Origin of the sequence: Micromonospora sp. NPDC048894 (assembly GCF_040649765.1) — a bacterium.
In the GTDB taxonomy this organism is placed as follows: domain Bacteria; phylum Actinomycetota; class Actinomycetes; order Mycobacteriales; family Micromonosporaceae; genus Micromonospora; species Micromonospora antibiotica.
This window is the reverse complement of sequence record NZ_JBEZFY010000026.1, coordinates 1-24,954: the sequence shown is the minus strand read 5'-3', so window position 1 is coordinate 24,954 and position 24,954 is coordinate 1. Positions and strand designations below refer to the sequence as shown.

25 protein-coding genes and 1 pseudogene are annotated in these 24,954 nt (G+C 72.0%); 15 read left to right on the top strand and 11 right to left on the bottom strand.

The features are described 5' to 3' along the window. Positions 1-35: 35 nt before the first annotated feature. Entirely contained in the window at positions 36-1,673 is a 1,638-nt protein-coding gene (locus AB0C22_RS30920; RefSeq protein ID WP_357538512.1) for an ABC-F family ATP-binding cassette domain-containing protein, read from the bottom strand. A 401-nt stretch (positions 1,674-2,074) separates the two neighbouring features. Here AB0C22_RS30920 and AB0C22_RS30915 point away from each other — a divergent pair, with 401 nt between their 5' ends. Together AB0C22_RS30915 and AB0C22_RS30910 are read left to right on the top strand one after the other, a co-directional pair. Beyond that, the gene (locus tag AB0C22_RS30915; RefSeq protein WP_357538510.1) at positions 2,075-2,845 is read left to right on the top strand and encodes an ROK family protein; all 771 of its coding nucleotides are present in this window, start codon (positions 2,075-2,077) and stop codon (positions 2,843-2,845) included. Positions 2,846-2,937: 92 nt separating this feature from the next. Continuing rightward, positions 2,938-3,306: a tetratricopeptide repeat protein gene (locus AB0C22_RS30910; protein ID WP_088644718.1), complete on the top strand. Its 369-nt coding sequence runs from the start codon at positions 2,938-2,940 to the stop codon at positions 3,304-3,306. Positions 3,307-3,337: 31 nt separating this feature from the next. Here AB0C22_RS30910 and AB0C22_RS30905 read toward each other — a convergent pair whose 3' ends face one another. Then, positions 3,338-3,517 carry a hypothetical protein gene (locus AB0C22_RS30905; protein WP_357538508.1) on the bottom strand — a complete coding sequence of 60 codons (180 nt, stop codon included), beginning with the start codon at positions 3,515-3,517 and terminating at the stop codon, positions 3,338-3,340. A gap of 229 nt (positions 3,518-3,746) precedes the next feature. On the opposite strand from AB0C22_RS30905, the gene AB0C22_RS30900 reads away from it, so the two are divergent. Then, complete coding sequence (locus AB0C22_RS30900; RefSeq protein WP_205789268.1) at positions 3,747-3,941, top strand: DNA-binding protein; 195 nt, start codon at positions 3,747-3,749, stop codon at positions 3,939-3,941. A gap of 68 nt (positions 3,942-4,009) precedes the next feature. Further along, on the top strand, positions 4,010-4,264 hold the full coding sequence (locus tag AB0C22_RS30895; RefSeq protein WP_067315484.1) for a Smr/MutS family protein: 255 nt from the start codon (positions 4,010-4,012) through the stop codon (positions 4,262-4,264). A gap of 39 nt (positions 4,265-4,303) precedes the next feature. On the opposite strand, the pseudogene AB0C22_RS30890 reads toward AB0C22_RS30895, so the two are convergent. The 5 genes and pseudogenes from AB0C22_RS30890 to AB0C22_RS30870 form a co-directional block, all read right to left on the bottom strand. Then, a pseudogene (locus AB0C22_RS30890) lies at positions 4,304-4,534 on the bottom strand (type II toxin-antitoxin system RelE/ParE family toxin); the annotation flags it as partial. Continuing rightward, on the bottom strand, positions 4,531-4,911 hold the full coding sequence (locus AB0C22_RS30885; protein WP_219464840.1) for a hypothetical protein: 381 nt from the start codon (positions 4,909-4,911) through the stop codon (positions 4,531-4,533). The gene AB0C22_RS30885 and the pseudogene AB0C22_RS30890, both read right to left, overlap by 4 nt. A gap of 118 nt (positions 4,912-5,029) precedes the next feature. Beyond that, positions 5,030-5,479, bottom strand: coding sequence for a GNAT family N-acetyltransferase (locus AB0C22_RS30880; RefSeq protein ID WP_357538505.1), 450 nt, complete (start codon positions 5,477-5,479; stop codon positions 5,030-5,032). Positions 5,480-6,600: 1,121 nt separating this feature from the next. Further along, complete coding sequence (locus AB0C22_RS30875; RefSeq protein WP_357538503.1) at positions 6,601-6,939, bottom strand: MarR family transcriptional regulator; 339 nt, start codon at positions 6,937-6,939, stop codon at positions 6,601-6,603. Positions 6,940-7,094: 155 nt separating this feature from the next. Continuing rightward, positions 7,095-9,548, bottom strand: a complete 2,454-nt coding sequence (locus AB0C22_RS30870; protein ID WP_357538501.1) for a M28 family peptidase — start codon at positions 9,546-9,548, stop codon at positions 7,095-7,097. A 241-nt stretch (positions 9,549-9,789) separates the two neighbouring features. Between AB0C22_RS30870 and AB0C22_RS30865 the strand changes: the two genes are divergently transcribed. The 7 genes from AB0C22_RS30865 (at position 9,790) to AB0C22_RS30835 (ending at position 18,815) form a co-directional block, all read left to right on the top strand. Continuing rightward, entirely contained in the window at positions 9,790-11,034 is a 1,245-nt protein-coding gene (locus tag AB0C22_RS30865) for a fused response regulator/phosphatase (protein ID WP_219464835.1), read from the top strand. Continuing rightward, on the top strand, positions 11,031-12,905 hold the full coding sequence (locus AB0C22_RS30860; RefSeq protein WP_357538499.1) for an ATP-binding protein: 1,875 nt from the start codon (positions 11,031-11,033) through the stop codon (positions 12,903-12,905). The genes AB0C22_RS30865 and AB0C22_RS30860 overlap by 4 nt, the downstream gene beginning before the upstream one ends. Then, positions 12,902-13,354, top strand: a complete 453-nt coding sequence (locus AB0C22_RS30855) for a response regulator (RefSeq protein ID WP_067310481.1) — start codon at positions 12,902-12,904, stop codon at positions 13,352-13,354. The genes AB0C22_RS30860 and AB0C22_RS30855 overlap by 4 nt, the downstream gene beginning before the upstream one ends. Continuing rightward, complete coding sequence (locus tag AB0C22_RS30850; RefSeq protein WP_357538497.1) at positions 13,347-14,153, top strand: inositol monophosphatase family protein; 807 nt, start codon at positions 13,347-13,349, stop codon at positions 14,151-14,153. The genes AB0C22_RS30855 and AB0C22_RS30850 overlap by 8 nt, the downstream gene beginning before the upstream one ends. 352 nt (positions 14,154-14,505) lie before the next feature. Beyond that, entirely contained in the window at positions 14,506-15,519 is a 1,014-nt protein-coding gene (locus tag AB0C22_RS30845) for a hypothetical protein (RefSeq protein WP_219464832.1), read from the top strand. A 36-nt stretch (positions 15,520-15,555) separates the two neighbouring features. Next, positions 15,556-17,109 carry a fused MFS/spermidine synthase gene (locus tag AB0C22_RS30840; protein ID WP_357538496.1) on the top strand — a complete coding sequence of 518 codons (1,554 nt, stop codon included), beginning with the start codon at positions 15,556-15,558 and terminating at the stop codon, positions 17,107-17,109. A gap of 71 nt (positions 17,110-17,180) precedes the next feature. Continuing rightward, positions 17,181-18,815 carry a serine/threonine-protein kinase gene (locus AB0C22_RS30835; RefSeq protein ID WP_357538495.1) on the top strand — a complete coding sequence of 545 codons (1,635 nt, stop codon included), beginning with the start codon at positions 17,181-17,183 and terminating at the stop codon, positions 18,813-18,815. A gap of 167 nt (positions 18,816-18,982) precedes the next feature. On the opposite strand, the gene AB0C22_RS30830 is transcribed toward AB0C22_RS30835, so the two are convergent. Both AB0C22_RS30830 and AB0C22_RS30825 read right to left on the bottom strand, forming a co-directional pair. Then, a complete protein-coding gene (locus AB0C22_RS30830) occupies positions 18,983-19,651 on the bottom strand; it encodes a TrkA family potassium uptake protein (protein WP_244252651.1) in 669 nt (222 codons plus the stop codon). Then, complete coding sequence (locus AB0C22_RS30825) at positions 19,641-20,975, bottom strand: potassium transporter TrkG (RefSeq protein ID WP_219464829.1); 1,335 nt, start codon at positions 20,973-20,975, stop codon at positions 19,641-19,643. The genes AB0C22_RS30830 and AB0C22_RS30825 overlap by 11 nt, the downstream gene beginning before the upstream one ends. A gap of 216 nt (positions 20,976-21,191) precedes the next feature. On the opposite strand from AB0C22_RS30825, the gene AB0C22_RS30820 reads away from it, so the two are divergent. Together AB0C22_RS30820 and coaD are read left to right on the top strand one after the other, a co-directional pair. Continuing rightward, a complete protein-coding gene (locus tag AB0C22_RS30820; RefSeq protein ID WP_219464826.1) occupies positions 21,192-22,313 on the top strand; it encodes a glycerophosphodiester phosphodiesterase in 1,122 nt (373 codons plus the stop codon). 221 nt (positions 22,314-22,534) lie between these two features. Next, the gene (coaD, locus tag AB0C22_RS30815; protein ID WP_219464824.1) at positions 22,535-23,005 is read left to right on the top strand and encodes a pantetheine-phosphate adenylyltransferase; all 471 of its coding nucleotides are present in this window, start codon (positions 22,535-22,537) and stop codon (positions 23,003-23,005) included. A gap of 164 nt (positions 23,006-23,169) precedes the next feature. Here coaD and AB0C22_RS30810 read toward each other — a convergent pair whose 3' ends face one another. Then, entirely contained in the window at positions 23,170-23,373 is a 204-nt protein-coding gene (locus AB0C22_RS30810) for a hypothetical protein (protein ID WP_357538491.1), read from the bottom strand. Positions 23,374-23,554: 181 nt separating this feature from the next. Continuing rightward, complete coding sequence (locus AB0C22_RS30805; protein ID WP_219464820.1) at positions 23,555-23,785, bottom strand: winged helix-turn-helix domain-containing protein; 231 nt, start codon at positions 23,783-23,785, stop codon at positions 23,555-23,557. Between the two features lie 297 nt (positions 23,786-24,082). Between AB0C22_RS30805 and AB0C22_RS30800 the strand changes: the two genes are divergently transcribed. Together AB0C22_RS30800 and AB0C22_RS30795 are read left to right on the top strand one after the other, a co-directional pair. Beyond that, positions 24,083-24,475: a DivIVA domain-containing protein gene (locus AB0C22_RS30800; RefSeq protein WP_357538489.1), complete on the top strand. Its 393-nt coding sequence runs from the start codon at positions 24,083-24,085 to the stop codon at positions 24,473-24,475. A gap of 85 nt (positions 24,476-24,560) precedes the next feature. Further along, positions 24,561-24,851, top strand: coding sequence for a hypothetical protein (locus AB0C22_RS30795; RefSeq protein WP_357538487.1), 291 nt, complete (start codon positions 24,561-24,563; stop codon positions 24,849-24,851). Positions 24,852-24,954: the final 103 nt, after the last annotated feature.

The following is a 24,954-nucleotide window of genomic DNA, read 5'->3' as shown; positions in this document are numbered from 1 at the left end:
CCCATTGTCACCCGGCGGTCGTCGGGCGGCACGGATCAGTCCTCGGCGATCCGCCCGTCGGCGACCCGCAGCCGCCGGTGCACGCTGACCGCCTCCAGCATCCGCCGGTCGTGGGTGACCAGCAGCAGCGTCCCCGGATAGCCGTCCAACGCCGACTCCAACTGCTCGATGGCCGGCAGGTCGAGATGGTTGGTCGGCTCGTCGAGCACCAGCAGGTTGACCCCCCGGCCCTGGAGCAGCGCCAGCGCCGCCCGGGTCCGCTCGCCCGGCGACAGCGTCGCCGCCGGCCGCAGTACGTGCGCGGCCCGCAGACCGAACTTGGCCAGCAGCGTCCGCGCATCCGCCGGTGCCATCTCCGGTACGGCGGCCCCGAACGCCTCCAGTAGCGGCTGTTCGCCGAGGAACAGCCCCCGGGCCTGGTCCACCTCGCCGACCACCACCCCCGGCCCGAGCGCGGCGTGCCCGGCGTCGAGCGGCAGCCGACCCAGCAGTGCGCCGAGCAGGGTGGTCTTGCCGGAACCGTTCGCCCCGGTGATCGCCACCCGGTCGGCCCAGTCGATCTGGAGGTTCACCGGCCCCAGGGTGAAGTCGCCCCGGCGGACCACCGCGTCGCGCAGCGAGGCCACCACCGCACCGGCCCGGGGCGCGGCGGCGATCTCCATCCGCAGCTCCCACTCCTTGCGGGGCTCCTCGACCACGTCGAGGCGTTCGATCAGCCGCTCGGTCTGCTTCGCCTTGGCCGCCTGCTTCTCCGTCGCCTCGGCCCGGAACTTCCGGCCGATCTTGTCGTTGTCGGTGGCCTTGCGGCGGGCGTTCTTGACACCCTTCTCCATCCAGGCCCGCTGGGTGCGGGCGCGGTTCTCCAACGCGGCCCGGGTGTCGGCGTACTCCTCGAAGTCGGCGCGGGCGTGCCGGCGGGCCACTTCCCGCTCCTCCAGGTAGGCGCCGTAACCGCCGCCGTAGTGCCGCACCTGCTGCTGCACGAGGTCCAGCTCCAGCACCCGGGTCACCGTCCGGGTCAGGAACTCCCGGTCGTGGCTGACCAGCACCGTGCCGGCACGCAGGCCGGTGACGAACCGTTCCAGCCGGTCCAGACCGGCCAGGTCCAGGTCGTTGGTGGGCTCGTCGAGCAGGAAGACGTCGTACCGGCTGAGCAGCAGCGAGGCCAGCCCGGCGCGGGCCGCCTGACCACCGGACAGGCCGGTCATCGGGTGGTCCAGGTCGACCGTCAGTCCCAACTCCGAGGCGACCTGCTCGGCGCGTTCCTCCAGGTCCGCCCCGCCGAGGTCGAGCCACCGCTCCAACGCCCCGGCGTACGCGTCGTCAGCCCCGGCCGTGCCTGCGGTGAGCGCCTCGGCGGCGGCGTCCAGGGCCGCCTGCGCCCCGGTCACCCCGGTCCGGCGGGCCAGGAAGTCGCGGACCGTCTCGCCCGCCCGCCGTTCCGTCTCCTGCGGCAGGTAGCCCACCGAGGCCCCCGGCGGGCTCAGCGTGAGGCTGCCCTCCTCCACCGGCTGCACCCCGGCCAGCGTGCGCAGCAGCGTCGACTTGCCCGCCCCGTTGACCCCGACCAGCCCCACCACGTCCCCGGGTGCGACCACCAGGTCGAGGTCACTGAAGAGCATCCGCTCCCCGTGCCCGGCGGCAAGTCCTTTGGCGATCATCGTGGCGCTCATGAGGCCCCGAGCCTATCGCCCGTCGATCCGGGCGGGGACGCCACGCGGCCCGGCCCACGTCGGGCCCGCCTGCCGACCCCGGTGACCGGCCCACTGCCCGGCCCACTGCCGCCCCGGCTGCCGGCCCACTGCCGCCTCGGTGGCCGGTCCGGGGCCGCCCGGGTGGGGGTGCTCTGTGCGGGGATGGCGGTCCATGCGTGCGCCAGATTGTGGAGAGTTCTTGCGGCTATGGCGACAAGAACTCTCCACAATCCTGGGCTCCCGCCGATCACCGCCACCCGTCACCATCGTCGTCAGGTCTCCCGGGCCGGCGGCGGGTCGGCGGGTCGGGCTGCCGGCCCCGGTCGGCGAAAGGTGGGGGAGGGGCGGGAGGAACGGGGCGGGTGGGGCAAGGTGAGGGGGTGGGATTGACGCTGGCGGTCGACTGCGGTGGCGGAGGCATCAAGGGATCGGTGCTGGACGGGGGTGGCAACCTGCGGGCACCGGTGATCCGGGTGGACACCCCGTACCCGTTGCCGCCCGAGTTGTTCGTCAAGACGCTGGTGGAGCTGGCCGGGCGGCTGCCCTCGGCCGACCGGGTCACGGTGGGGATGCCGGGCATGATCCGGCACGGGGTCGTGGTGGCCACGCCGCACTACGTGACCCGCTCCGGGCCGCGCAGCCGCGTCGACCCCGACCTGCTCGCCGAGTGGTCCGGGTACGACGCCCGACGGGCGGTCACCGAGGCGTTCGGGATGCCGGCGCTGGTGCTCAACGACGCCGAGGTGCACGGTGCGGGGGTGGTCGCCGGCACCGGCTGCGAGCTGGTGCTGACCCTCGGCACCGGGCTGGGCAGCGCGCTGTTCGACGGTGGGCGGCTCGCCCCGCACCTGGAGCTGTCGCACGCCCCGGTCCGCTGGGGCACCACCTACGACACGTACGTGGGGGAGCCGGAGCGGCGGCGGCTCGGCGACGCCTTCTGGTCCCGGCGCATCCGGCAGGTGGTGGACGGGCTGCGCCCGGTGTTCCGCTGGGACCGGCTCTATCTCGGTGGCGGCAACTCGCGGCTGATCCGGCCCGAGCAGGTGGCCCGGATGGGCGACGACGTGGTGATCGTGCCCAACACGGCCGGAATCGTCGGCGGTGTCCGGGCCTGGCAGTTGACCGGCGAACGGGACGACCCGGCCTCCTGAGCCACAAGTCCACCCCCAGGAACACTCGCGGTACGCCCGGTGTTGTGCCAGCGTCGGAGCAATGGCGACGTGACGCGAGGGGGTGGGTCGGGATGGATCTTCTGGCGGAGTACCGACGGGCGACCATGTACTTCGAGATGGGTGACCCGAGCGGAGCGGTCCGGCTGCTGGAGCCGATCGTGGCGGCCGAGCCCGGCAACTCCTCCGTACGTCAGCTGCTGGCCCGGGCGTACTTCCAGACCGCCCAGCTCGGCCGCGCCGAGGAGCAGTTGCGGGAGCTGGTCGACCGGGACCCCAGCGACCACTACGCCCACCACGTGCTGGGCCGGACGCTGGAGCGGCTCAACCGCTACCCGGACGCGTTGCGGCACCTGCGCATCGCGGCGGCCATGCACTCGACCAACGACGACTACGTGACCGCGCTGCGCCGGGTGGAGAGCCGGGTCGGCAACGGTCGCTGAGTCCTGATCACGCCGGGCCGGGGGCGGGTTCCTACCCTTCTCCCGGCCCGGTTCCGCGTCTGGTCCAGGCCAGGAACCTGTCGAACAGCTCCGCCGGGGCCGGGACGGCGTTCGGGTTGAGGGTGACCAGGTCGCCGGTGGCGTCGTACAGCCGCCCGGCCATGTAGACGGACAGCCCGACGCGGTCCCCCCGGTAGTCCATGGTCAGCATCAGGCGGGCGGGCTGACACGGCCAGGGAGCGGCGCATACCCGGCACAACCAGAGAGGCCGCATCGGTACGTGTGGCCGCACGGCCCCGCCGGGGCGGGCATGCACCCGGGAAACGTTCAGCGGTTTCACCGTCTCAGAGTGGCCGCTACGCTACCCCCTAGTCAAGGCCCTAGTAGGGTGTCGCCCAACTAGGGCCTCGCCCAGTGGGGACGTGTCTAGCCTCCCGTTCATGGGCCGGAATCTCATGGGCGCGTACGAGATCCGGATGAGGCTGGGCGTGAGCAGGCAACGCGTCGAGCAGTTGATGAAGCGCCCCGACTGGCCGAAGCCCTATGAGTCGCTCGCCACCGGTCGGATCTGGCGTACCGAGGACATCGAGGCCTGGATCCGCGAGCACCGGCCGAACCTGCCCGACGAAGCCTGAGCCTCGCCCCGACGCCTGTCGGCCTACGATGGGCCTGCCATGGCGGCTGCGCAGGTGGGGGAGGCGGGATGAAGCTCAAGCTGGACCTGCACGACATCTTCAACAAGGGTCACGACATCGACCGTGCCCTGCGCGGGATCATGGACGAGGCGGTGGCGAAGAAGGCCACCCTGGTCGAGATCATCCCCGGTAAGGGGTCCGGCCAGCTCAAGAAGAAGGTGCTGCGCTTCCTCGACCAGAAGGACGTCAAGCAGCTCTATCACCGGGTCGAGAAGGACTCCAAGAACTTCGGCCGCCTCTTCGTCCACTTCCGCTGGAAGTGACGTGCCCTGGAAAGACCGGTACACCAATCTGCGGTGGGCGATTCGCACGACTGCTATCAGCACCTGGTCATCCAGGATCAGGTAGACGATCCGAAAATCACCTACCCGGATGCGCGACTTGGTATCGTCGCCGGACAGCTTCACGCAGCCAGCGGGCCGAGGGTCAACTGCCAGCTGATCGATCGCGGAACCGATGCGGAGCTGGGTGGAGCGGTCGAGCTTGACCAGTTCGCGCGCCGCAGCATTGGTGAGCTCAACCTTCCATGTCACAGGTCGAGCTCCCGCTTGACCGCGCTCCACGGCTGTGTCGACTCACCAGCACGCATCGACGCCAGTGCGTCGTCGCACGCCTGGGCGTCCTCCTCGTTGATCACCTGTTCCATGATCTCGTCAAGCCGCGTCAGCTGCTCACGAGCCAAGGCGCGGGAAGCGTCCGTCCGGTTCGGGTTTCTGGCTATCGCTTCCAGCGACTGCCTGATCTTCTCCAGACCCTGCGGATCGAGCGACGTCGGTGGTCCCATCGCCGCCACCCGCTGCCCCTGGCGAGTCAGGTAGACGACGTTGCCTTCCTCAGCCGCCTCGACAGCTTCAGGCGGCGGACCGGCATGAGGCGGAACCTCATACTCGAACGCGTGTGCGGCGGTCACGAAGCTCATGGTAGCGCTGGACGGTCCCGGAGCCGGACAACCAGCTAAGGTGGTGTCGGCCCCAATTCGTCAAAGGTGAGCAGGTCGGGCGGGTGACCCCGATCCCACGTCAGCACTGTCAGAGGTCCAGGACGGCGACCGTCTCCCCGTCGCTCTGCTCGCCCGTCGGCCGGAAGCCGAGCTTGAGATAGAAGTCCTCCGGCCCGCCCGCCCGGGGCACCCAGGTGACGTACGCCCGGTTGCCGCCCCGGGCGCGGATCTCCGCGCACACCGCCTCGACGGCGAACCGCCCGTAACCCTTGCCCTGGGCGTCGGCCGCGATGTTGAGTTTCCAGAGGCCCGACCGGACGTCATCGGGGTTGTCGCCCCACGCGTAGTCGAGGAAGGCCATCAGGAAACCGACCATCCGGTCGCCGTCGAAGATCAGCCTCGGCCAGGCGATGTCCGGGAAGACGTACGCCTCGGCCAGTGACTTGACCACCGGCCCGACCAGATCCTCCTGATCGGGGCGCACCGACAGCTTGAGCGCTGCCTCGTAGTTCTCCGGGGTGACCTTCTCCAGCCGCATCCTGCGGACCGTAGTCCGCCCCGCCGGCGCTGGCGACCGGTTATCTGTGGTCATGGATAGTTGATCGCCTTCGTCCACGTCGTCAGAACGGATAGGTGCGGGCGACCACCCGCATCGCCCAGTTGTGCGACTCCACCATCCTCGGTCGTCGCCGAGACCCCCGTTGGTGCGGCCAACCGTTGCTGGCGTCCATTACCCGCAGCTATCGCGGATGTGCGCCGGGCCTTGCTATATGCAGGTTGGTAGGCGGATTAAAAGCTCAAGCCGGACATGTGGTGCGTTTTTAACAAGGGGCATGATATTGACCGCATTGAGCGACCCGTCAGGATCAGGAAGGGGGGTGAGGATGCGAGAAGGTGGAATCGGGGTTTCCAGAGTGGCATGAGCTACGCGCCCCTCATGATGTGAGCTGCGGCGAACTGAGCACCAACGAAAAGCACTCCTGTGGGCAGCAGGATGAGCAGTACCTTGTATGCGGCTGTGCGCCGGGCGACCGTTTCGCCGAACACTGCAGTCAAACTAATGAGGGCGACGATGCTGGTGTAAGTGAGAAGAACGGTCGTTGGAACCCAGTGAGGCATGGCAGTATCTCCGTCCTGAACAGCTCTCGGGTTGCCCGTCTGGTCGGTCGGAGCCGGAAGCCCCGCGAGTCGTTTTGTGAGGGATTGAGGTCGCCAGCGGTGCCCTGCAGGTCATAGATTGGTTCGGCGGCGTCCAATCCAACGCAGCGTCAACGCTTGCTTTGGAACGCTGCGTAGGATGTCCAACACGTAGGCGGTGCGATGCCACCATGGGGCGTTTTCGGCACGTAGGTCGTGTAGCTCGCCTCGCCACTCCTCCAGCCATCGTGCTCGGGTCGAGGGGGGTAGTAGTAAGCTCAGCAAGCCCAAGATTGAGGCTCCCAGCGGAGTTGCTGACGAGGTTCCCGTCGGACCTGAGCGCGGAGCTTCCGCTACTCTCCTGCCCATCGTTGCAATTGCCATGGAAAGAGGTCTCCGCGGGAGCCGCCGTCTGCCGCGATACCTATCGGGCTCGGTATAAAGCCGCTGGCGCATTACCTCACCCCCCAACTAATGCGGCGGATCCCCGTCATGCGACAAGGCCTCGTCAAGGCAGGCACCTCAGTAGCCCGGGTGAGGGCGAAGCCGCCCAGCGGTGGAGGTGCCTCTGATGCGGGCGGAGGTTTCGGCTAGAGCGAGGCGTGCGGTTTCGGCGCCGCCCGGGACGAACTGGTAATACCGTCGCCGAGGCCGCCCTTGATTCTCGTGCTCAGCAGGATCTTCCCAATGGGATTCCACCCAGCCGGCCTGCTCAAGGCGGGCGAGAATTGGATGGAGGGTGCCCGACTTGAGGCCGGTCTCGCGAGCAATGTCACGGCCCCAGCGCGGATCGGCGGGTGTGGTAAGTAGGGCGCGAATCACCGCCACGGTCTGCGGTGTGAGGCGTGGCGTTTCGGACATGACTCGACTCTACCTAGGTGGGGAGTCGATGTCTACCTAGGTAGGTCGCTTTAGTGCGCCAGCCCAGCCATGCGCGCGAGTATGGCCAGGGTGATCGAGGCCTTTCACCTGCTTTAGGGCAGGTGAGTAGGCGTGGCCGATGTCGGGAGCAAGCGTCAGAGTGGATAGGTGCGGGCGACCGCCAGCATCTCCGAGGTGTGCGACCCCACCACCCCCACCCCCGCCGGCCGCTTCCGGAACCCCGGCAGCCCTTCCAGCCCGTCGCTGGCGTCCATCGCCCGCAGCGCCACCTGCCCCGCCCGGGGCACCACGGTCAGGGTGATCTCGACCCCCTCGGCAGGCGGGGCGTGGAACACGATCCCGAAGCCCCACCGGTCGGCCTTCGCCTCCTCGACGCCTGGCTGCCGTCCGACCGGCACCTCCCGCCCGGCCACCTCGGCCCGGGTCACCTCGGCGGTGGTGGCGTCCACGTGCAGGGTGGCCAGCCGGACGGTGCGCTGGGGGAGCAGCCGCAGACGCAGGGTGCGCAGCCCACCGGCGGTGGTGTCCGCCAGCACCTGCACCGTCGGCGCGGGCAGGTTCGCCACCGGTGCCAGGCCGCCGCGCAGGTCCGGATCGCCCAGGCCGGGGAAGCCGTCGATCTTGGCGGGGCCGTCGACGTACCCGTCGGTCCACGGCTGCGGGTCGGATTCCCGGGTGAGCCACTGCGCCTCGTTGGTGTCGGCGTCGAGGGCGTACATCAGGTGGGTGGGCACGGGGTGGTCGGCGTCGAAACGGTCGACCGCCAGGCCGACCCCGGCGAGCACCGTGGCGGCGAGCGCGGCGGCGACGGCCGGCAGCGCGCCGAGCCGCCGGGCCCGGGCGGCGACCAGGCTGCGCTCGTCGCTGGCGGCCGGGTCGGGCGAGTCGCGCTCGTGGCCGGTGACCGGGCCGCGCTGGCCGCCGGCGGCCGGGTGCAGCAGGTCGAGCACCGGCAGCGCGGCCAGCCCCAGCAGCACCGCGAACAGGGCCGCGACCCCGCCCATCGCCATCCCCAGCGCGGGGAAGAGCAGCACCACCGTGGGCAGCAGGATCACCACGGCGACCGCGCCGGCCAGGGTCACCGCGACCACCGGCCACGGGCCGTCGATCCGGGTGCGCAGCGCGACCAGGCCGGCGAGCGCCCCGGCCAGCGCCGGCAGGGTGGCCAGGTAGGCACCGCCGGGCACCAGCGCGGCCAGCACCACCCCGAGCAGGGCCAGCCAGCCGAGCCCGCCGACGGCCAGCGCCGCCGGGCCGGACCAGCGGCGGGCCAGCGCGTACCAGGCGAGCAGGATCGTGGCGGCGAGCGCCACCACCGCCAGCCGGTACCAGACCGGCCGGTACGGGTCGAGCAGCTCGGCGTAGCCGGGGCGCAGCGCGGTGATCCCCGCCCAGAGCAGTTGGGCGGCGACCGGCGCGGCCACGATCGGCACCAGCGCCAGCCCGAACCCGGCGAACAGGCGACCGGTCCCGGCCCGGCCGGTGCGCCGGACCAGCCAGCCCAGGGCCAGCACCCCCAGCACCGCCAGGGCGGCCAGCGGCCAGGTCAGCCAGCCGGGGTAGCGGACCAGCCCGCCCGGCACCGGGAAGTAGCTGGCGTCGTGGCCTACGCGCAGCGCCGTCAGGTCGGCGCGGCCGAACTCCCGGGCCAGCCCGAGCGCGTTGTCGCCGTGCATCTGGAGGCTGCCCCGGTCCATCGCCGCCGGGGTGTCCAGCGGGGTGTGATAGATCGCGCCCCCGTCGATGTAGGCCGAGTTCAGCCCGACGAAGTCGTTGTCGAGGAACGCGGTGAAGTCGGTGTCGTTGGGCAGCGCCCGATAGATCTCCACGGCGAACGAGGTGCCCACCGGGTGCGGGGCGCCCCGGCCGAAGGCGGCCACCAGCTCGGCGTTGTTCCGGGACGTCTCGAACATGATCACCGGCCCGGTGGAGCCCCGGGCCTCCAGGTTGAGCACCACCCCGCCGTCGGCGGCGAGCGGGTGGCTGGCCGCGAACGCCGCGGCGCCGCACAGGCACGCCTCCTCGGCGTCGGTCAGCACGAACACGACGTCGTTGCGGGGGCGGGGGCCGGCGGCCAGCGCGCGGGCCACCTCCAACACGGTGGAGGTGCCGGCCGCGTCGTCGTTGCCACCCGGGCCGGTCTGCACCGAGTCGTAGTGCGCCACCAGGAAGACCCGGCCGGTGGAGGCGGTGCCGGGCAGCCGGGCCACCACGTTGCGGACCCGGGCGACGGTGGCCCCGCCGGCCGCCCCGCTGAGCTGCCCGGCCTCCGGGGCGACGGTGTCCTGCACCTCGGTCTCCAGGCCCAGCCCGCGCAGCGCCCCGACCAGGTGCTCGCGGACCTGGTCGTTGGCGGCGCTGCCGGCCGGGTGCGGGCGTTGCGCCACCGTCTGCACGGTCCGGTAGGCCCGCCCGGCGCTGAACTCGCCGGCCGGGGCGTCCGCCGGTCGGGGCGTCGGGGTGGCCAGGGTGACCAGCATCGCGGCACCCACCGCGACCAGCGCCAGCAGGGCGGCCAGGGCGGCGAGCGGACGACGTCGGGGCCGGGCCAGCGCCCGGTCGGCGGCGGAGACGGGGGGTGCGCCCACGGGAACTCCTCGGGGGGTGGTGCGGGGGTGGGGATCATCCTGCCCCGGCGGGGCGCAGCCGGGGCGTACCGGAACCGAACCGTGACGCGCCGCGCCGACTGGACGCTCACCTGGTGACGACCCTGCCTGGGTACGCCCGGACCGGACGGACCGTGTTGTGTGCGACCGTTGTCTAATACAGGATCAGCAGGGCACTCGGAAGGAGCCCGACATCACCAGCGAACTCCCGCGTCTCGCGGCGGTGACCCGGTCGCACCGGGGGCCTGGCCTGGCCGGGTCCTCCGTCGCGCCGTACCCGCACGGCGGGCTCGGGCCCCACCCCAACCTGCCGCCGGGTGAACGGCTGCGGGTGCTGCTGGTCGAGGACGACGAGGGCGACGCCTTCCTGGTCGGCGAGCTGCTCGCCGAGACCAACTCGATGATCGACCTGCTGGTCGCCACCAGCCTCAGCGAGGCCCGGCGGCGCATCGCCGGCGTCGACTGCGTCCTGCTCGACCTCGGGCTGCCCGACGCGCAGGGCCTCGACGGGCTGCGCCGGGTGCTGGAGATGTCCAGCGGCGCGGCGGTCTGCGTGCTGACCGGCCGCTCCGACGAGCACCTCGGCATCGTCGCGGTCGCCGAGGGCGCCCAGGACTACCTGGTCAAGGGGCAGGTCGACGGGGTGCTGCTGACCCGTGCCCTGCGCTACGCGGTGGAACGCAAACGGGCCGACGAGAACGCCCGCCGGCTGCGCGAGGTCGAGCTGCGCCAGGCCGAGTCGGCCCGCCTGGAACGGGGCCTGCTGCCCCAGCCGCTGATGACCACCGACGAGGTGGCGGTGCACACCTTCTACCGGCCGGGCCGGCACGCGGCGCTGATCGGCGGGGACTTCTTCGACGTGGTGCAGACCCAGCCGGACCGGGTCGACCTGATCGTCGGCGACGTCTGCGGACACGGGGTGGACGAGGCCGCGCTCGGCGTCGAACTGCGGGTCGCCTGGCGGGCGTTGATCCTGGCCCGGGTGCCCGACGACGAGGTGCTGCCCGCCCTGGAACAGGTGCTGATGAGCGAGCGCCGGCTCCAGGAGATCTTCGCCACCGTCGCCACCGTCCGACTCGACCTGGCCGCCAACCGGGCCACCGTCCGGCTGGCCGGTCACCCGCCGCCGCTGCTGCTGTCCGGCGGCAAGGTCGCGCCCGTCCCGGCCCGTGGGGGCCTGCTGCTCGGCGTACGACCCCGCCGTCCCGTCGCGTTCGACCTGGAGTTCGACACCGATGACTGGTCCCTGTTGATGTACACCGACGGCCTGATCGAGGGGCGGGTGGGTGACGGCGACGACCGGTTGGACGTCGACGGGCTGACCGGCCTGCTCCAGGAGCGCGCCAACCACGCCGTGCCGCTGTCCGAGCTGCCCGCCTGGCTGGTCGGTCGGGCCGAGCAGATCAACGGGGGGCCGCTCGCCGACGACGTCGCCATGCTGCTGGTCAGCCGGGGCGGTGGCCGGTGAACACGTACCACCGGGGGTGGACCCTGCGTCGTCGGGTGCTGGCGTTGCTGGCCGTGGTCGGCGTGCTGCTGGTCGGGCTGGCCGTGGCCGAGGCGGTGGTGGCGGCGAAGAACCGCGCCTACACCGACGCCGTGCTCACCCGCACCGGCCCGCTTCGGGTGCAGGGGCAGGAGCTGCTCAACGCACTGCTCGACCAGGAGACCGGCATCCGGGGGTACGCGGTCAGCGGCAACCGTGCCGACCTGGCCCCGTACGAGCAGGGGGTGCGGCAGGAGCGCGACGTGGCCGCCACGATCGCCGACCTGAGCCGTGACTACCCGGCGGTCGCCGGTGCGCTGCGCACCGCGCAGCAGCAGGCGGCGGACTGGCGGCGGACGGTGGCCGAGCCGGTGATCGCGACCACCGGGAGCAGCGGCACGGCCGCCGGCCAGGCGTTGATCACCGCCCAGGCCCGGCAGGAGTTCGACCAGATCCGGGCGTCGGTGGGTGACCTCCAGACGGCGATCCTGGCCGAGCGGGAGAAGGGTGCTCGGGACATCGAGCGGACCGGCAACATGCTGGTGATGCTGCTGATCGTCGCGGCGGTGGTGGTGGTGCTCGCCGGCACCCTGATGCTGCTCTCCCTGGAGCGGATGGTGATCCGGCCGCTGACCGGCCTGGCCCAGCAGGTGCGGGAGGTCGCCGCCGGTGACTACCAGCACCACATCGCCGGGACGGGGCCGCCGGAGTTCCGTCGGCTCGCCGACGACGTGGACGTGATGCGGCAGAAGATCGCGAAGGACCTGGCGGAGGTGCGGGCCGCCCGGGAGAACATCGAGTGGGTCAACAGCCAGTTGCAGAAGCAGGCCGAGGAGCTGACCCGCTCCAACCGTGACCTGGAGCAGTTCGCCTACGTCGCCTCGCACGACCTGCAGGAGCCGTTGCGCAAGGTGGCCAGCTTCTGCCAGCTGCTCCAGCGGCGGTACGCGGGGCAGCTCGACGAGCGGGCCGACCAGTACATCGCGTTCGCCGTCGACGGCGCGCAGCGGATGCAGCGCCTGATCAACGACCTGTTGGCGTTCTCCCGGATCGGCCGGCTCACCACCGGTTTCGTCGACGTCGACCTCAACCGGACGATGGGCGACGTGGCCAGCCAGACCGAGCCGGGCCGGCAGTACGCCGACGCCGAGCTGACCTGGGGCGAGCTGCCGGTGATCCGGGGCGAGGAGCCGCTGCTCACCAACCTGCTGGTCAACCTGGTCAGCAACTCGGTGAAGTTCCGCCGCCCGGACGTCACGCCGAAGGTGCGGGTCTCGGCCCGGTTGGTCGACGCCGAGTGGGAGATCACCTGCGAGGACAACGGCATCGGCATCGAGCCCGAGTTCGCCGACAAGATTTTCGTGATCTTCCAGCGGTTGCACGCCAAGGACGCCTACCCGGGCACCGGCATCGGCCTGGCCATCGTCAAGAAGATCGTCGAATATCACGGCGGTCGGGTCTGGGTGGACACCGACCGGGCCGAGGGGACCGCGATCCGGTTCACCCTCCCGGCCCGGCCGGAGGACGTCGAGGCGGCGAAGGCCGCCGCCGAGGCGGGCCCGGCGGCGGCAACCGGTGCGGACGCCCCGGCAGGGCCCGACGGGGACGCCACGGTGACGCCCGAGGGAGACGCCCCGGCAGGATCCGACGGGGACGCCACGGCAGCGCCCGACGGGGACGGCGCGGCGACGACGTCCGACGACGACGCGTCCCGCCCGGCCGGGGGGACGCCCGCGCCGGCGGACCGGCCGATCCCGGTCGGCCGACAGCCGGGCGGCACGCAGGACGAGGACCCACCCGGCGGGCCGCCGGGGCACGGCACCACGGGTGGCACGAAGGAGGGGGTGGGATGACCGCGCCGGCGGACGGCAAGAGCCCGATCGAGGTCCTGCTGGTCGAGGACGATCCGGGTGACGTGCTGATGACCCAGGAGGCATTCGAGGAGCACAAGCTCCGCAACCGGCTGACCGTCGTCTCCGACGGCGCCGAGGCGCTGGCCTACCTGCGGCGCGAGGGCCGGTACGCGGACGCGGTGACCCCGGACCTGATCCTGCTCGACCTGAACCTGCCGCGCCGCGACGGCCGGGAGGTGCTGGAGGAGATCAAGAACGACGAGCAACTGCGCCGCATCCCGGTGGTGGTGCTCACCACCTCCCAGGCCGACGAGGACATCCTGCGCAGCTACCAGTTGCACGCCAACGCCTACGTGACCAAGCCGGTGGACTTCGAACGTTTCATCTCGGTGGTCCGTCAGATCGACGAGTTCTTCGTCAGCGTGGTGAAGCTGCCGCCTCGTGGCTGACCAACTGCTCGCCGACGTCGGCACGCTGCTGCGGGAGACCGCGGCGGACGTGGTGTTGCCGCTGTTCCGCAAGCTGGACGACGCCGACGTCACCGAGAAGGCACCGGGTGACCTGGTCACCGTCGCCGACCAGCGGGCCGAGGAGCGGATCTCGGCGGAGTTGCGCCGACTGCTGCCGGGGTCGCTGGTCGTCGGCGAGGAGGCGGTGGCCGCGGACGGGTCGTTGCTGCGGCACCTGCGCGGCGGCGGCGACGTGTGGGTGGTCGATCCGGTCGACGGTACGGGCAACTTCGCCGCCGGCCGTCGGCCGTTCGCGCTGATGGTGGCCCTGCTCACCGACGGTGAGCCGGTCGCCTCGTGGGTGTTCGACCCGCTGGCGGAGACGATGGCCGTGGCCCGGGCCGGGGCGGGGACCCGGTTGGACGGCCGGCCGGTACGCAAGACCCCGGTCGTGCCGCCGGAGCGGCTGCGGGGCACCGCGATGGTCCAGTACCTGCCCCGGGCCACCCGGGACCGGGTGGCGGCGGGCGAGGGCCGGATCGGGGAGCTGCTCGCGGGCCAGCACTGCGCCGGCCGGGAGTACCTCGACCTGCTCACCGGTGACCAGCAGTTCGTCATGTTCTGGCGGACCCTGCCCTGGGACCATGTGCCCGGTGCGTTGCTGGTCCGCGAGGCGGGCGGGGTGGCCCGCCGGTTCGACGGCACCGACTACCACCCGGCCGACGACGGGCACGGGCTGCTGGTCGCCTCCGACGAGCAGACCTGGGACGAGGTCCGCGCCGCGCTGCTCGGCGACTGACCGCCCGCCGCCTGCACGTTCGTGGGTGCCGGTCGGTGGACCGGCCGGCCGGCGTGCGGGTCGCCGGGCGTGGGACGGACGGGCCGCCCGGCCGGTGTGGCGGGGTCGGTCGAGCCGGGCGGTGGGCCGCCCCCGGGGGCGGCTGAGGGATCGACGAGATGGACTCTCGGCGACGGGCTCGGCACGCCGTGTCGAGCGTTGCTGTCCGGTGTCGTCACGGGCCTGGTCACCGGGCGTGATTGCGGTAGTGTGACCGGCGGTCTCCGCCCCCAGGCCGCCAACCGGGGCCGGCGGGACCGCCGCCGTACCGGCCCTGTGGCGGGCGTCGGCGGCAGAGGGAAGGACAACCTCCGTGCCCAGGACCAGCCTGACCCGGCCACGCGTGCGTCGGCCGTTGACCGTGCTGCTCGTCGCACTGGCGCTGCTGCTCGGTGTCGGCGCGGTGCCCGCCTCGGCGGAGCCCGGTGAGGGTGGCACCAAGCAGCTCAAGGATGCGCTGACGGCGGCGGCGAAGGGGCACATCGAGGCCAAGGCCAAGCTGGACAGCTCCAAGCGGCGGCAGACCGCGCTGGCCGCCGAGCTGAAGGTGATCGAGGGCCGGTTGGGTGAGCTGACCGCCCAGGTGGGCGAGGTGGCCGCGCAGTCCTACCGGGTGGGCCGGTTGACGCCGACGTCGATGCTGCTCAACACGGCAAGCCCGGAGGCGTTCCTCAAGCGGGCCGCCGACCTGGACATGATGGCCCAGCGGGACGGCAAGCAGCTCCGCGCGCTCGCCGAGGCCCGGCACGCAGCCGCCCAGGCCACCCTCGACATCAACGCCGAGGTCCGCGAGCAGCAGAAGCAGCTCGCCACGCTGGCGAAGAAGAAGCGGGACGCCGAGCGTGCCCTGGCCACCGTCAGCTCGGGCAGCAGCGCCGGCTTCAGCGGCGGGTCGAGTTCGGCCGCGCCGGCCCCGCGCAACTCCGACGGGTCGTGGCCGGGCGAGTCGTGTTCGGTGAACGACCCGACCACCTCCGGTTGCATCACCCCGCGCACCCTGCACGCCATGCAGCAGGCCAAGGCCGCCGGATACAAGCGGTTCGTGTCCTGCCACCGCAGTGGCGGGGGCGGCGAGCACCCGAAGGGCCGGGCCTGCGACTTCTCGGCCGCCACCAGTGGCTTCAAGGACGAGACGGCCACCGGCGGGGACAAGGCGTACGGCGACAGCCTGGCCAACTACTTCAAGAACAACGCCAACCGGCTCGGCGTGCTCTACGTGATCTGGTACCGGCAGATCTGGATGCCGAACACGGGTTGGCGGGCGTACAGCGGGTCGGGCAGCCCGGCCGCCGACCACACAAACCATGTTCATCTTTCGATGTACTGACCGTCCGGCCCAGGAACGGGACGTAGCATCGCGACGGTGAGCAGCTCATCGTCCGACGTCGTGACCGCTCCGACGCCTCCCGCGCCGGTTCCCTCCCGCGCCCTGCCCAACGGGCTCGCCGCGTTCCTGGTCTTCTTCTCCAGTGGTGCGGTGCTGGTGTTGGAGACGGTCTCGTTGCGCCTCGTCGGCCCGTACGTCGGGGTGACCCTCCAGGTGACCAGCTCGGTGATCGGCATCGCGTTGGCCGCCATCGCGTACGGGGCGTGGACGGGCGGTTGGCTGGCCGACCGGCGGGACCCGCGCGGGCTGCTCGCCCCGGCGCTGATCCTGGCCGGCATCGCCGCCGCCGTCACCCTGCCCGTGGTCCGGTACGCCGGTGAACTGCTGCGCGGCGGTGCGGTCAGCGGCATCCTGCTGCTCACCGCGTTGGCCGTGTTCGTGCCGGCGGCGCTGCTGTCGGCGGTCACCCCGCTGGTGGTGAAGCTGCAACTGGCCGACCTGCGGCGCACCGGTCAGGTCGTCGGGCGGCTGTCCGGCATCGGCACCCTCGGCGGCATCACCGCCACCCTGTTCACCGGGTTCGTACTGGTGGCGGCGCTGCCCAGCACCGTCATCCTGATCGGGCTGGCGGCGGCGCTCGGGGTGGTCGGGCTGGCGCTCGGGGTCTACCTGCGCCGGCAGGAGGCGGCGGGGTTGCCCGGTCCGGCCCGGCTGAAGGCCACCCTGGCGGTGCTCGGGTTGGTCGCGGCGGGGCTGAGCGCGGTCGCGCCGAACCCGTGCGACGTGGAGACCGCATACCACTGCGCCCGGGTGGAGCGTGATCCGGCCCGCGACGGTGGGCGCACCCTCTACCTCAACTCGGCCCAGCACTCGTACGTCGACCTGGACGACCCGACCCACCTGGAGTACGAGTACACCCAGTGGATCGGCGCGGTCGCCGACGTGGCCGCCCCGAAGGGGCAGCGGCTGGACGCGCTGCACCTGGGCGGGGGCGGGTTCACCATGCCCCGCTACCTGAGCGCCACCCGGCCGGGCACCGACAACGTGGTCTTCGAGATCGACGGCGAACTGGTCGAGCTGGACCGGCGCGAGTTGGGCGTCCGCACCGGGCCGGGGCTGCGGGCGGCGGTGGGCGACGCCCGGATGCTGGTCGGTGGGGAGCCGGCGGACAGCCGGGACCTGGTCGTCGGGGACGCCTTCGGGCACCTGGTGGTGCCGTGGCACCTGGCCACCCGGGAGATGGCGGCGGAGGTCGACCGGGTGCTGCGCCCCGGCGGGATCTACGTGCAGAACGTCATCGACTACCCGCCGGGCCGGTTCATCCGCTCGGAGCTGGCCACGGTGGCCGCCGAGTTCGAGCACGTGGCGCTGGTCGCGCCGCCGGAGGCGATCGCCGGGCGGCAGGGCAGCAACTTCCTCATCGTCGCCTCGGACGCGCCGCTGCCGCTGGACGCGCTGCGGACCCGGCTGGGCACCGTGGCGAAGATCCCCGACATGGTCGCCGGCAGCGAGGTGACCCGGTTCGTCGACGGGGCGCTGGTGTTGACCGACGACTACGCCCCGGTGGACCAACTGCTCGCGACCGCCTGATCGGGTGACTTTCCTGACCGATTACGACCATCGAGGTGTAGGTCGGGCCGTCCCGGGCAACTCGGTCGACCATGGGTGCAGGAGTCCGGAACGCAGCCCAGCTCCTCGGTGAGCGGTACCGGCTGATCGAGCAGCTCGGCGCGGGCGGCATGTCCGTGGTGTGGCGCGGCTACGACCAGGTGCTGGGCCGGCAGGTCGCGGTGAAGGTGCTCGCCTCCCGGCTGGCCACCGACCGGGCCTTCCGGCACCGGATCAGGATCGAGGCGCAGGCCGCCGCGCGGCTCTGCCACCCCAACATCACCAACGTGTACGACTACGGCGAGTCCGAGCAGGTCGGGCTGACCGTGCCGTACGTGGTGATGGAGCTGGTGGACGGCGGTCCGCTCACCGCGCGGCTCGGCCGCGACGGGCAGCTGCCCTGGCGGGAGGCGGTGACCATCGGGGCCGAGGTGACCTCGGCACTGGCCACCGCGCACGCCCGGGGGGTGGTGCACCGCGACGTCACCCCCGGCAACGTCATGTTGACCGCGACCGGGGTGAAGGTGGTCGACTTCGGCATCTCGGCGTTGGTCGGCGAGAGCGAGAAAGGGCCGGACGGCACCCTGCTCGGCACCCCCGCCTACCTCGCCCCGGAGCGCCTCGACAACGGCCAGGTCTCCCCGGCCACCGACGTGTACGCCGTCGGGCTGCTGCTCTACCGGATGCTCACCGGAAGGCTGCCCTGGCAGGCCAGCACCACCACCCAGATGCTGCGGGCGCACATGTACCACGACCCGGAGCCGATGCCCCCGGTACGTGGGCTCCCCGACGAGGTGGTCGAGCTGGTCGGCCGCTGCCTGGCCAAACGCCCGGAGGACCGGCCGGCGACCTCGGAGGTGGCGCGTACCCTCGCCTCGGCGGCCGGGATGGTCGCGGCCGTGCCGGTGTCCCCGGCCCCCGGGCGGCTCGACCCGGCGTTGCTCGCCAACGCCGGCACCACGATCCTGCCCTGGTCGGCCGACACCGACGCGTTGCCCTTCTCGGGACGGACCCGGAGCCGCCGCGCCGCCACCCGCCGCCGCCGGATCGAGGCCGGGGTGGCCGCCGCGAGCCTCGTCGCCGTCACCGCGGCGATCTGGGGGGTGACCTCGCGCAGCCCGGCCAGCGGCGGCGTCGACCCGCCCACCGAGGCCCGGATGGGGTTGCCCGAGACCATCCCCTGCGAGGTCGAGTACGCGCTGCGCACCGACTCCGGCAAGGACTTCGCCGCCCAGCTCACGCTGACCAACACCGGTCCCCGGGAACTGCGGGACTGGACGGTGAGCTTCGCCTTCCCCGGCCAGCAGGTCGTCACCGGGCCCACGCCCCAGGTGCGTCAGGAGGGGCGTCTGGTCCGGGTCACCGCGGCGGCCGGCCGTGCCGCGCTGGCCCCGGGCGCGTCGGAGAAGCTCGCCCTGACCGGCCGGTACACCGGCGGCAACCCGTTGCCGTTGGAGTTCTCCGTCGGCGATTCGAGCTGCGGGGTGCGGGTCTCCGGGGTGGCCGGCAGCGCACCCGTGGTGAAGCCGCCGACGGTGAAGAAGCCGGCGGCGAAGAAGCCGGCGAAGACGTCCGGCAAGGGTGGGTCCGGCGCGGCCGGCCCGGCGAAACCCACAACGAAGGCCGAGAAGCCCGGCAAGGGGCCGGGCAAGGGGGCGGGTGCGGCCAAGGGAAAAGCGGGAAAGTGACGGGGAAGGGAGGCAAGGGCGCAGGTGGCGGCGGCCCGGGTGGCGGTCCCGGCAAGGGACACCGGGGCTGAGGCCGGGCACCGGCTCCGGGGCGTTGACCGGGGGTGCCGGCTCTGCGGCGGCGGCCGGGTGCTGCGGCCGGCCGGGTCGGCGGGCGGACGGTGCGGTCAGCGTAGGGCCGCGAACCGCTGCACCTGGGCGATCCCGCCCTCCACGACGAGGATGCTGCCCGGCCCGAGCACCGTGTCCGGGTCGGCGTACCGGAAGCGTTCCCCGGCCGGTTTCGCGCCGACCACCATCACCCCGTAGCGTTCCTGCACCGCCAGGTCCCGCAGCCGGTGACCGACCAGCGGCGGGGGGACCGGCACCTTGGCGATGGCGAAGTCGTCGCCGAACTCCATGAAGTCGAGCATCCGGCTGACGATCAGGTGGGCCACCCGTTCCCCCGTCTCCGCCTCGGGGAAGACCACGTGGTGGGCGCCGACCGAAGCCAGGATCTTCGCGTGCTTGCGGGAGGTGGCCCGCGCCCACACCTGCGGTACGCCCACCTCGGTCAACGCCAGCACGGTGAGCACGCTGGCCTCCACCGAGGCGCCGATGGCGACCACCACCCGGGAGAACTCGCCGACGCCGAGCTGCCGCAGCGCCTGCTCCTCGGTGGCGTCGGCCTGCACCACCCGGTCCAGCGACGCCGACCAGCGTTGCACCCGGTCGGGGTCGCGGTCCACGGCGAGCACCTGGTGGCCGAGCCGGGTCAACGCCCCGGCCAGGTGGCAGCCGAACCGGCCCAGCCCGATCACGGCGATGTCGCCGTCGCCCTCACCCCTAGCCGACAACGGGTTGCTCCTTCGGGTAGCGGTACAGCCGGTGCCGGGTGTTCAACGCGATCGCCGAGCCGAGGGTGAGCGGGCCGATCCGCCCGATGTACATCAGCACGGTCAGCACCAGTTGCCCCGACGCGGGCAGGTGCTGGGTGAGCCCGACGGTGAGGCCGGCGGTGCTGAACGCCGAGGTCACCTCGAACAGCGTCTCGTTGGCCCGGACGTCGGTGGTGAGCACGGTCAGGCCGAGCGTGCCGACCGTCACCAGCGCGACGCTGAGCAGCGCCACCGTCAGCGCCTGGCGTTGGCTGGCCACCGCGATCCGGCGGCGACCCACGGTGACGTCCGGCTCGCCGCGCAACTCCGCCCAGATGACGAAGCCGAGCAGAAAGAACGTGGAGACCTTGATCCCACCGGCGGTGCTGGCGCTGCCACCGCCGATGAACATCAGGGCGACGAGCAGCGGGTAACTCTCCTCGCGCAACGCGGCCACGCCGATCACGTCGAATCCGCCGGTACGGCTGAGCGCGACCTGGGTGAAGGTGGCGAGCAGCTTGCCCGGGGTGTCGTAGGTGCCGATGGTGAACGGGTTGTCCCACTCGGCGGCGAGCAGCCCGACGAACCCCACGGCCACCAGCACCACACTGCCCCAGATGGTCAGCTTGGTGGCCACCGCCCAACGGGCCGGCCGGCGGCGTCGGCGGAACGCCTCGAACAGCGCGGGGAAGCCCAGCCCGCCGACGATCGCACCGAACGCCAGCGGCAGCGCCACCCACGGATCACGGGCGAAACCGACCAGCCCGTCGGTGTAGAGGGTGAAGCCGCCGTTGTTGAACGCCTGGACCGAGTGGAACGTCCCCGACCACAGCGCCCGGCCCGGCGGGTAGTCGTAGGCGAGCCGGAGCCGGGCGGTCACCACCGCGGTCATCACCAGCTCGCAGCCGAGCACCGTGCCGGCGATGCGCATCAGTAGGCGACGCAGGTCGGCGGAGCCGTACTCGGCCGTCTCTGCCTGCACCAGCAGCCGGTTGCGCAGCCCGAGCTGCCGGGTGACCGCCAGGCTGACCAGGGCCGCACCGGTGAGGATGCCCAGCCCGCCGACCTGGGTGAGCACGGTGATCATCACCAGCCCGAACCCGTTCCAGTAGTTCGGGGTGTCGGTGACGGCCATGCCGGTGACCGAGACCGCCGAGGTGGCGGTGAACAGCGCGGTCACCAGCGGGGTGTAGCGGTGTTCGCTGGTGGCCCAGGGCAGCATCAGCAGGCCGGTGCCGATCGCGATCGTCACCAGGAAACCGAACGGCACCAGCCGGACGGGGTGACGAAGGAACCGGCGCACCACACAATCCTGTCGACTACGGCGCGACCGGGCCGGTGAATCGCGTATCCCGGGCCGGTGCCGGCTTCCGCGCTCGTCTCCCCGCAGGGTTCACCTGCCGGCCAGTCGACGACCAACTGGCGGTCAGCCGCGCCCGGTCTGCTGGCATCGCCCCATCGGCACCTGCCGGGGCGTCCCGGGCTTCGACCGGGGTGCCCCCCGACGAAGGAGACCGCGTTGCGACGTACCCTTTCCGCCCTCGGTGTGGCCGGCGCGCTGCTCGCCGTGGCCGTCGCCGTGCCCGGCGCGGCCTCGGCCCGCGAGGACGACGCCGACCGTGCGGACCGGGCCACCCACCGGCCCCTGGTGATCGGCCACCGGGGGGCCAGCGGCTACCGCCCGGAGCACACCCTGGAGGCGTACCGGCTGGCGATCCGGATGGGCGCCGACTACATCGAGCCGGACCTGGTCTCCACCCGGGACCGGGTGTTGGTCGCCCGGCACGAGAACGAGATCTCCGGTACGACCGACGTGGCGGCCCGCCCCGAGTTCGCTGGCCGCAAGGCCACCAAGACCATCGACGGGGTACCGGTCACCGGCTGGTTCACCGAGGACTTCACCCTGGCCGAGCTGAAGACGCTGCGGGCCAAGGAGCGGCTGCCCCAGGTGCGGGTGGCGAACACCGCCTTCGACGGCCGGTTCGAGGTGCCCACCTTCCAGGAGGTGCTGGACCTGGCCCGCGCCGAGTCCAAGGCGCGGGGCCGCACCATCGGCGTCTACCCGGAGACCAAGCACCCCAGCTACTTCGCCTCGATCGGGCTGCCCCTGGAGGAGCCGCTGGTCGCGGTGCTGCGCCGCAACAAGCTGACCCACCGCAACGACCCGGTCTTCATCCAGTCCTTCGAGACGGGCAACCTGCGCAAGCTCGACCGGATGATCGACGTGCCGCTGGTGCAGCTCCTCGACGCCACCGGCCAGCCGTACGACCTCGCCGCCGCCGGTGACCCGCGCACCTATCAGGACCTGGCGACCGCCGCCGGCCTGCGCGGGATCGCCCGGTACGCCGACGGGGTCGGCCTGAACAAGAACCTGATCGTCCCCCGGGACGCCACCGGGAAGCTGCTCGCCCCGACCACGGTGATCCGCGACGCGCACCGGCACCAGCTGGTGGTGCATGCCTGGACGTTCCGCGCCGAGAACCAGTTCCTCCCGGTCGACTTCCGGATCGGCACCGACCCGAACGCCCGGGGCGACATCACCGCCGAGTACGAACTCTTCCTCGGTCTCGGCCTGGACGGCGTCTTCGCCGACCAGCCGGACACCGCCGTCGCCGCCCGCGCCGGCCTGTCCACCCGCTGACCCGCCCGCTGACCCGCCCGCGCCCGGTCGGGTCCGGTCGGGCGCTTGATCAACTCAATGTCGCCGAGGTAGCGGTGTCCCGTCGCCCGGGACACCGCTACCTCGGCCCACGGGAGTGGATCAATCGCCCAGGCGCGATCCCGGACCGGCCAGGAGTCGCTCCGGCCGCGTACACCTGGTCTCGCTGGCACGTGGTGACGGCCGGAACCTACAGTCGGGCCATGGGCATCGACGGGCCACCGCCGGCAGGAACTCCCGGTCGGGTACGCGTGCGTGCCGTCTACCCCGGCAGCTTCGACCCCTTCACCGCCGGGCATCTGGACGTGGTGGGCCGGGCGCGCACCCTTTTTGACGAGGTGGTCGTGCTCGTCGCGGTCAACGGCAGCAAGCAGCCGGGCGTCGACGAAGAGCAGCGGGCCGCCGCTGTCCGGGCGAGCCTGCCGATGGGATGGACCTCCGTCACCGTCGCCCCGTGGCGTGGGTTGACCGCCGAGTACTGCCTCCGCCACGGGGCGGGAGTGATCGTCCGGGGCGTGCGGAACACCACCGACCTCCAGACCGAATGCCGGCTCGCCGCGATGAACCAGTCGTTGGGCGTCCCCACGGTCTTCCTGCCCGCCCAGCCCGAGCTGGCGGCGATGTCATCGACCGCCGTACGCACGCTGGGGAAGTCGCTGCCGCGACCGGGGTAGCGCGGACACCGGACGGCCGGGGCGCTCCGACTGTGGAGAGTTGTTGTCGCCTGGGCCGCAACAACTCTCCACAATCCAACGGCACGGGTGGGGAGGCCGGCCGGATACCGCTCCATCGGTTCAGGAGAGTGGCGTGACCCAGGATCTCGGGCTCGGGAGTCCGGTCAGAGACTTCCGCCCCCGGTGCTGCGGAGGTTGCTGCCGTCCGTCGGGTTCCGGTGGTCGTCCAGGCGGCGGCGGGCCTGCTCCGATGCCGCCAGGTCCCGTACCTGCCGGTCCCCGTCGGTCACCGGCCGGCGGCCACGACGCCACCATGCCACGGCTGCGAGGGCCACGAGTACGACGATGAGGATGATGAGCCAGCGCATGTCTGCCTCCAGTGGGTGAGGACTCTGCCACCCAGAGTGGACCCCCAGGTCAAGGACCACCGACAGGGCGGCGGAGCGGTTCTCCACGCTGGCGGGTGCGCCGGTCCTGTGGCCGGCGATGCGTGCACGTCGGTTTGCCGTGCACGCCAGTTGGCCGGGCGCGGGTTTGCCGCGGGGCGGGTCAGCGCGTCGCAGGCTCGGTGACGTAGGTGCCCCGGCCGGGCTGACCGGTGATCAGCTCTCGGTCGTGCAGCAGTGAGAGCGCACGCGAGGCGGTGTTCATGTGCACCTGGTATGCCTCGGCAAGCTCGCGGGTGGACGGCAGTTTGTCGCCAGGTTTGAGTTCGCCACTCTTGATCTTCGCGGCGAGTTCGTTGGCGATCTGGCGGTATGGGGCTTCGGCTGTAGGCATGGTGAGACTCCGGTTGGTTCGGCGTCTCTGATCATGCCGGGCCTGCACCAGTAACTGCAACAAGTTGTCGTGTCGCCGCCACAGAGGGTCGACCTACACAAACATTTTGGGTATCTTGTGGATGTCCGGTTCCGGTTGGTTCGGCAGACCTCGGGGGCGGACACCAAGGGTTGGCTCCGGGGCCGTACCGCCGAACAGGGCTGCGGTCCCGAGGCCGGTGACCCGGTCCGCGTCCCCTATCGGCGGACCGGGTCACCTTCCACTGCACCGAATGGAACGCGACCCGGAAGGTGACCCATGCGCATCCTGCTGTCCCTGCTCCGCCGCCCGTGGCTCGGTCGATCCGGCCACCGTCCGTGGCACGGCCTTACCTTCCCCCTGTGGCATCGCCCGGAACCTCGTCCGCACCGTCGCCGGGCGGGACGACGCTGGTCGGAGCGCCCGCCGAACGGTGGTTGGTACCGCTCGCAGGCGTGTCGGCCGCTGACCGCCCGGCAGGTCGAGGAACGACAGTTCGGCCTGGTCAAACGAGGTCTCGACCCGGTGGAGGTGCACGCCTTCCTGCACCGGGTGGCCGCCGACCTGGCGGCAGCCCGGCGTGACCTGGCCCTGACCAGGGAGGAGAACCAACGGATCAAGCGCGCGTTGCGCTCCTGGCGAACCCACATCACCTCGGACGTGCGCTGGTGACCCGGACGGGCTTCGCCGCCGAGCAGCACGCACGTACGGCGGTGAGCCGGACAGGCTTCACGGTCGGTCAGCCGGGCGTGCGGCGGTGAGCCGGGAACGGTTCGTCGTCCACCTGCCCGTGACCGCCGACGACCTGGTCTCCGCCCAGGGACTCGCCCGGGCGATCACCCGGGCACTCGGCTTCCTGCCTGACGTCGACCGGGGCGGCACCACCCTGTCCCGCGAGGACGCCCAGTCCGTACGCCACTGGGTCTACTGCGACCGACCGCTGGCACCCGCCCAGCGCTGCACCCGCCCCGCCGACCACCCCGACGCCTGCACCCCCCACCCCCACCCCCACCCCACCACCGCCCCTCCCTCCCGGCAGCCCCGGTGATCTCCCTCCCTCCCTCCCTCCCTCCCTCCCTCCCTCCCGGTCGCCCCCGGGTTAAATAAATTTTGGGAACCCGGGTGGCGGGTCTAGTCCGTAAACACTTTAT

Bases quoted from the DNA above. Each gene is read 5' to 3' on its own strand.
- AB0C22_RS30920 (WP_357538512.1), bottom strand. From the start codon at position 1,673: ATGAGCGCCACGATGATCGCCAAAGGACTTGCCGCCGGGCACGGGGAG.
- AB0C22_RS30910 (WP_088644718.1), top strand. From the start codon at position 2,938: ATGGATCTTCTGGCGGAGTACCGACGGGCGACCATGTACTTCGAGATG.
- AB0C22_RS30905 (WP_357538508.1), bottom strand. From the start codon at position 3,517: ATGCTGACCATGGACTACCGGGGGGACCGCGTCGGGCTGTCCGTCTAC.
- AB0C22_RS30900 (WP_205789268.1), top strand. From the start codon at position 3,747: ATGGGCCGGAATCTCATGGGCGCGTACGAGATCCGGATGAGGCTGGGC.
- AB0C22_RS30895 (WP_067315484.1), top strand. From the start codon at position 4,010: ATGAAGCTCAAGCTGGACCTGCACGACATCTTCAACAAGGGTCACGAC.
- AB0C22_RS30880 (WP_357538505.1), bottom strand. From the start codon at position 5,479: ATGCGGCTGGAGAAGGTCACCCCGGAGAACTACGAGGCAGCGCTCAAG.
- AB0C22_RS30875 (WP_357538503.1), bottom strand. From the start codon at position 6,939: ATGTCCGAAACGCCACGCCTCACACCGCAGACCGTGGCGGTGATTCGC.
- AB0C22_RS30855 (WP_067310481.1), top strand. From the start codon at position 12,902: ATGACCGCGCCGGCGGACGGCAAGAGCCCGATCGAGGTCCTGCTGGTC.
- AB0C22_RS30835 (WP_357538495.1), top strand. From the start codon at position 17,181: ATGGGTGCAGGAGTCCGGAACGCAGCCCAGCTCCTCGGTGAGCGGTAC.
- coaD (WP_219464824.1), top strand. From the start codon at position 22,535: ATGGGCATCGACGGGCCACCGCCGGCAGGAACTCCCGGTCGGGTACGC.
- AB0C22_RS30810 (WP_357538491.1), bottom strand. From the start codon at position 23,373: ATGCGCTGGCTCATCATCCTCATCGTCGTACTCGTGGCCCTCGCAGCC.
- AB0C22_RS30805 (WP_219464820.1), bottom strand. From the start codon at position 23,785: ATGCCTACAGCCGAAGCCCCATACCGCCAGATCGCCAACGAACTCGCC.
- AB0C22_RS30800 (WP_357538489.1), top strand. From the start codon at position 24,083: ATGCGCATCCTGCTGTCCCTGCTCCGCCGCCCGTGGCTCGGTCGATCC.